This is a genomic window from Bacillus cereus group sp. BfR-BA-01350 (assembly GCF_022663775.1).
Taxonomy (GTDB): domain Bacteria; phylum Bacillota; class Bacilli; order Bacillales; family Bacillaceae_G; genus Bacillus_A; species Bacillus_A paranthracis.
In genome coordinates, this window is the sequence record NZ_JAKUGD010000014.1 from 95,792 (window position 1) to 102,234 (window position 6,443).

Consider the following 6,443-nt stretch of genomic DNA (forward strand, 5'->3'; position numbering starts at 1 on the left):
ATTTCGTTACAATAAAAGAGGTATTCTACTAAGGTTTGAAAGAAGGGGACTTCGTGAATAAAGAGACATTACAATTATTTCGTACGTTAACAGAATTACAAGGTGCATCAGGTTTCGAACATGATGTACGCCGTTTTATGAAGCAAGAATTAAGCAAATATGCAGATGAAATTGTACAAGACGGTTTAGGTAGCGTATTTGGGCTGAAAAAAGGGGACGAAACTGGCCCGCGTGTTCTTGTAGCAGGTCATATGGATGAAGTAGGTTTCATGATTACACAAATTACGAAAAACGGAATGCTTCGTTTTCAACCGTTAGGCGGCTGGTGGAGCCAAGTACTATTAGCTCAGCGCGTTCAAGTTATGACGAAGAATGGTCCTGTTATTGGGGTTGTTGGTTCTATTCCTCCTCATTTATTAAGTGACGCGCAACGTGCAAAACCGATGGATATAAAAAATATGTTAATTGATATAGGCGCAGATAGCTATGAAGATGCGATTGAGATTGGTGTAAAACCAGGACAACAAATCGTGCCAATCTGCCCGTTTACGCCGATGGCAAACGAAAAGAAAATTATGGCGAAAGCTTGGGACAACCGTTATGGATGTGGCCTTGCAATCGAATTACTAAAAGAATTAAAAGACGAAACATTACCAAACACATTGTACTCTGGTGCGACTGTACAAGAAGAAGTTGGTCTTCGCGGTGCTCAAACTGCTGCAAATATGATTCAACCAGATATTTTCTATGCGCTTGATGCAAGTCCAGCCAACGACGCATCTGGTGATAAAACACAGTTCGGTCAATTAGGAAAAGGTGCTCTTCTTCGTATTTATGACCGTACGATGGTAACGCATAGAGGAATGCGCGAATTCATTTTAGATACAGCAGAAACACATAACATTCCGTACCAATACTTTATTTCGCAAGGTGGTACAGATGCGGGCCGTGTACATACAAGTAACTCAGGTATCCCATCAGCAGTGATTGGTGTTTGCGCACGTTACATTCATACACATGCTTCTATTTTACATGTTGATGACTATGCGGCAGCAAAAGAGTTAATTACGAAGCTTGTAAGAGCAACGGATAAAACGACGTTAGAGACAATTAAAAATAACGCGTAAGGAGGAAGGGCGAAAAACCCTTCTTTTTTTAGGTTGAATAGATGCTCGAACGATGTATGGTAGCGGTTAGTGCCTAATTAGTGTTCGAATGATGTATTAAGATCCCGAGTATGAAGAGAGAGGTAGGCTGTTTTTGTGTAGAGGTCCGCAATGTTACTCGATCACCTCTTCTTTTTAGAGTGAAGAGGTAATCGAGTAATTGGTCATGGTGGCGGTGCTCCCATGTATAAAGAATAACTTGATTAAAGTAAGATGATAAATTTTTATAGAGGTGAACGAAATGAAAGTAGTAGTTGGATCAAAGAATAAAACGAAGGTTGGAGCTGTGGAGAAGGTTTGGAAAGATGCTACAATTACATCTCTTTCTGTTCCTTCAGGAGTAGCAGCACAACCGTTTTCAGATGAAGAGACGATGCAAGGAGCGATTAATAGAGCGAAGCGAGCGTTAGAGGAAGGAGAAGCTCAAATTGGTATTGGACTAGAAGGCGGCGTGATGAAAACGGAGTACGGTTTATTTATGTGTAACTGGGGCGCGCTAGCAACAAGTGATGGTAAAATATTTGTTGCCGGCGGGGCACGTATTACGTTACCGGATGATTTTTTAGCACCTCTTGAAGAGGGCAAGGAGTTAAGTGAAGTGATGGAAGAGTTTGTACAGAGAAAAGATATTCGTAGTCATGAAGGTGCTATCGGTATTTTTACGGATGATTATGTGGACCGTACGGAATTATTTGTACACGTTGTTAAGTTACTTGTTGGGCAATATAAGTATGATGAAAAGCAAGCATAAACCTTGCACCGTGCGCGATGTATGGTAGTATAAAAGAAAGATTATAACATGAAAAAATGCACTCGTTAGAGGAGGAAATATAGATGAAATCATTAGAAAGCATGGAGCAATTCCAAGAGTTAAAAAATGAAGAGAATGTAGTCTTTATGTTCTCAGCAGAATGGTGTCCAGACTGCCGCTTCGTAGATCCATTTATGCCGGAAGTAGAAGAGAAATATAGTGATTTCTCATTTTACTATGTAGATCGTGATGAGTTTATTGATCTATGCGTAAAATTAGACGTATTTGGCATTCCGAGCTTTGTAGCGTACAATAAAGGTGAAGAAACAGGTCGCTATGTAAACAAAGATCGTAAAACACAAGAACAAATCGAAGAGTTCATTGAAGGTTTAAAATAAGGCAATTTGCCAATTGAATTGTAAAACAACCTCTACCTTCGCGGGGGAGGTTATTTTTTTGGAAGGGAGGAAAAAGAGATGAAGATGACAAGTAAAAAGATGAAAGACGAGTTAATGAAGAGATTATCTCGCCCGGAATGGGACTTTCAGTATGATAGTGAGAAAGAAGTTCTACGTATAGAACAGAAAGACTCAAAAAAAGGTATTAACGTATCGCTTCCAGGAGTTGTAGCAAAATGGGAAGTGAATAAAGAAAAAGCGATTGAAGAGGTTGCCTATTACGTACAAGAAGCGTTAATTGCGATGCATAAGGAAGAAAATAGCGCGGCAAAAATTTTACCTGTTATTCGCTCTACTTCTTTCCCGAAACAAGCAGAAGAAGGAAATCCGTTTATTATGACGGATCATACGGCGGAAACACGTATTTACTATGCGCTAGATTCGAATAAAACATATCGTCTCATTGACGAGCGTTTATTACAAAAATTAGGGCTTACAGAGCAACAAGTACGTGAAATGGCATTATTCAACGCTCGCTCATTAGGTTATGAATTTAAACAAGACACAGTAGCAGGTAATACATTCTACTTTTTAAACACAAATGATGGGTATGATGCCACTCGTATTTTAAACGAATCGTTACTACAATCGATGCGTGAAAAGATTTCTGGTGACATGGTTGTTGCTGTTCCTCACCAAGATGTATTAATTATTGCTGATATCGTCAACGAAATCGGTTATGATATTATTGCACAAATGACAATGAAATTTTTTGCCGAAGGGCATGTTCCGATTACATCACTTTCATTCGTATATGAAGATGGGGACTTTGAACCAATCTTTATTTTAGCGAAGAATCGGAAGAAGACAGATGGAAAAGAGAAAGGATGAACGAAGTGAACGTTTTTTACAACCTTGAAGGAATTGGTGACACTCTAATTGTTGCCTTACAAGATATTACTTTAGAGAACCGTACTTTTGATCGCAAAGGAGATGTTGCACGCGTATATGACCGTGAAAGCAACGAAACAGCAGGATTCAACATCTTTAATGCATCTTCTTACTTAGAAGTAAAAGAAACAGGTAACCTTACATTAACGAAAGAACTTGTAGAAAAAATTAACGAAATTTTAGCGAAGAACGGCTTTGAAGAAACAGTAGAAGCAGATCTTTCTCCGAAATTTGTTGTAGGCTATGTAGCTGAAAAAGAGAAACACCCAAATGCCGATAAGCTAAACATCTGTAAAGTAGAAATCGGTACAGAAACATTACAAATTGTATGTGGCGCACCAAACGTTGATGCAGGACAAAAAGTTGTCGTTGCAAAAATCGGCGCTGTAATGCCAAGCGGTATGTTAATCAAGCCAGCTGAGCTTCGCGGAGTTCCTTCTGCTGGAATGATTTGTTCAGCACGTGAATTAGAGCTTCCAGATGCTCCACAAGAAAAAGGTATTCTTGTATTAGAAGATAGCTTTGAAGTTGGACAAGAGTTTAAATTTTAATTGATATAAGAAAAGAGAGGGTGTCCTTTTGGGCAGCCTCTCTTTTCGTTTTGTCATCTTTCGTCGGTAAGTCGATATTCATTGTCGAATCGTTGATATATTGCGAGTTACGATAGATATATTTGAAAAATCGTTGATATATTGCGAGTTACGATAGATATATTTGAAAAATCGTTGATATATTGCGAGTTGTGATAGATATATTCAGAAAACCATTCATATTCATAAGGATGTCACCTTTTTTCACAAAATCTATATTGTATTTTATAAATAATCTAGTTAAAATTTAGAAAAATAGAAGGGGATAGACTTATGAAACAACAACCAAAAATCGCAGAACTTCTGAAACGAATTGAAACTTCAAAACAGCAAGATATCGAGTTAGGTACTTATGAGATATATTTGTTTAGTCAAAATGAATTAGAAAAAGGACAAATTGGTTATCGATATGATAAACATAAAAATTCATTAATAAGTGAAGAACACGGAAAATGGAAAGATGAATGGATTGTTATTGGATATGAAACAGATATGGGAGACCCAGTTTTCGTGAATATCGATGATGATGCGTATCCAGTGTATACGGCAGAGCGTGGTACAGAAGTGTGGCAACCCGTTCATATTGGAAATATAGATGAGATTATAAAACAATTATAAAACAATTATAAAATAATTATAAAAAACTTTGAGATTGGTGCAAAGTGTAACGGATAGTGTAGATGAATATTGGAAGGGTAAAGCTTAAACGCAGTCTTACATGTAAGGGTGCGTTTTTCTATATGAAAACAATCGTAAATTAGAATATTATGGATAAATATGACATGCTTAATTTTACCTGCACTTTTTGCCGAATGCTGATACAATAAAGGATGTTACTATTTAGTAGAAAGAGTGGTAAGCATGTTAGATTGGATGAAAAAGCTGTTTAACAAAGAGGAAGAACAAACAGCGATGAATAAAGAAGTACCAAAGCAAGTTGAAAGTCAGCCGAAAATTCCTCGTGTAAACCACTACACTGAAGCAAGAGAAGCACAAATGGCAAGTAGGAATGCAGGTAAATGCCGTTTTCCATTAGTACCGGATAATGGGTTTGATGAAGAGGATGTTATAGAAACAGGGCATTTTGAAGAACAACCTGTTCAAGCTGTAACATATGAAAAAGAGCCTATTCAAAGAGGAATCAAAGTGGAAAGAAGCAGACGACAGTATGTGGAGAAGGTAGTTTCTACATATGAAGAACCGGAAATGCAATATGAACCGGAGCGAGAACCTGTCGTAAAGAAAGCATCTACACCAGCGCAAGAAAGTAACCGTAGACCATTTCGTCCAACAGAAATGATTTCGCCAATTTACGGATATAATCGTCCTTCAGTAGAGAAAAAGGAAGAAAAGCAGGAGGAAGTAAAGGAAAGAGAAGACCTTGAAATATCTGTAGAGGGCAAATCAGTCGTTGATGCATGGTTAGAGAAAAAAGGATATACATTATCTGATTTCTCAGAAGGACAAGCACCGACTTCTTCTAGTCATAGAGCTGCTAACGAGCAAGGAGAGCGACAATATGAAGAGAGTAAAAAGGAAGAAAAGTCAGTTGTCGATCAATGGCTAGAGAAAAACGGTTATGAAATCGAACGCCAAGAGCCTATAGTAGAAGAAAAAGAAGTGGTTCAAGAAATGAGTGCACCGCAGGAAGTTCCAGCGGCTGAATTACTTCATGAAACAATTGCTGAGCGCATGGAAGGTGCGAAGCAAGAAAGTGATGTAGTGGACAAAAACATTCTACAAGAGGAATTAGTAGATTCTAAAGTAGAGCACGAGGATACGATATTATCAGAAGAAATTAAACGTAGTACACAAATAGAACAACCTACTATTGAAGTAGAAAAACAAGCACCAGAAGAATCAGTGATTGTCAAAGCAGAAGAAAAACTTGCAGAAACAATTGTTGTAGAAATACCAGAAGAAGTGGAAGTAATTGCAGAAGCGGAAGAACCAGAAGAAGTGGAAGTAATTGCAGAAGCGGAAGAGTCAGAAAAAGTAGAAGTAATTGCAGAAACAGAAGAGTCAGAAGAAGTAGAAGTAATTGCGGAAGCAGAAGAGTCAGAAGAAGTGGAAGTAATTGCAGAAGCGGAAGAACCAGAAGAAGTGGAAGTAATTGCGGAAGCGGAAGAATCAGAAGAAGTGGAAGTAATTGCGGAAGCGGAAGAATCAGAAGAAGTGGAAGTAATTGCAGAAACAGAAGCACCAGAAGAAGCCGAACCTGTAGCACTTGAGGAAATGCAACAAGAAATGGTGTTAAATAAAGCAATTGAACAAAAGAATGAATGCATACATGTTGCTGAGGCTGATGAACAAACGAAAAAAGATGTTCAAAGCTTTGCGGATATTTTAATTGCAGAAGAACAACGAGTTGTAGAGGAAGCACCGGTCGTAGAAGAACAATCAGTTGTAGAAGAAGCACCGATTGCAGAAGAACAACCAGTTGCAGAGGAAGCACCGATTGCAGAGGAAGCACCGATTGCAGAAGAACAGCCAGTTGCAGAAGAAGCACCGGTCGTAGAAGAACAATCAGTTGTAGAAGAACAATCAGTTGTAGAAGAAGCACCGATCGCAGAAGAACAACCAGTTG

The 6,443-nt window shown here is 38.4% G+C and carries 6 protein-coding genes and 1 pseudogene; all 7 read left to right on the forward strand.

What is annotated here, in order from left to right; genetic code table 11:
- Window positions 1–53 precede the first annotated feature (53 nt).
- Window positions 54–1,127 carry a M42 family metallopeptidase gene (locus tag MR147_RS23260; protein WP_002170155.1) on the forward strand — a complete coding sequence of 358 codons (1,074 nt, stop codon included), beginning with the start codon at window positions 54–56 and terminating at the stop codon, window positions 1,125–1,127.
- 280 nt (window positions 1,128–1,407) lie between these two features.
- Window positions 1,408–1,917 carry a DUF84 family protein gene (locus MR147_RS23265; RefSeq protein ID WP_242304778.1) on the forward strand — a complete coding sequence of 170 codons (510 nt, stop codon included), beginning with the start codon at window positions 1,408–1,410 and terminating at the stop codon, window positions 1,915–1,917.
- Between the two features lie 83 nt (window positions 1,918–2,000).
- Window positions 2,001–2,315, forward strand: coding sequence for a thioredoxin family protein (locus MR147_RS23270; protein ID WP_000838192.1), 315 nt, complete (start codon window positions 2,001–2,003; stop codon window positions 2,313–2,315).
- A 78-nt stretch (window positions 2,316–2,393) separates the two neighbouring features.
- Window positions 2,394–3,206, forward strand: coding sequence for a DUF1444 domain-containing protein (locus MR147_RS23275; protein WP_000784613.1), 813 nt, complete (start codon window positions 2,394–2,396; stop codon window positions 3,204–3,206).
- A complete protein-coding gene (gene ytpR / locus MR147_RS23280) occupies window positions 3,203–3,817 on the forward strand; it encodes a YtpR family tRNA-binding protein (RefSeq protein WP_001006759.1) in 615 nt (204 codons plus the stop codon). Before MR147_RS23275 ends, ytpR begins: the two co-directional genes overlap by 4 nt.
- Before the next feature lie 312 nt (window positions 3,818–4,129).
- Window positions 4,130–4,474, forward strand: a complete 345-nt coding sequence (locus MR147_RS23285) for a thiamine transporter (RefSeq protein WP_242304779.1) — start codon at window positions 4,130–4,132, stop codon at window positions 4,472–4,474.
- Window positions 4,475–4,717: 243 nt separating this feature from the next.
- A pseudogene (locus MR147_RS23290) lies at window positions 4,718–6,443 on the forward strand (DNA translocase FtsK); the annotation flags it as partial.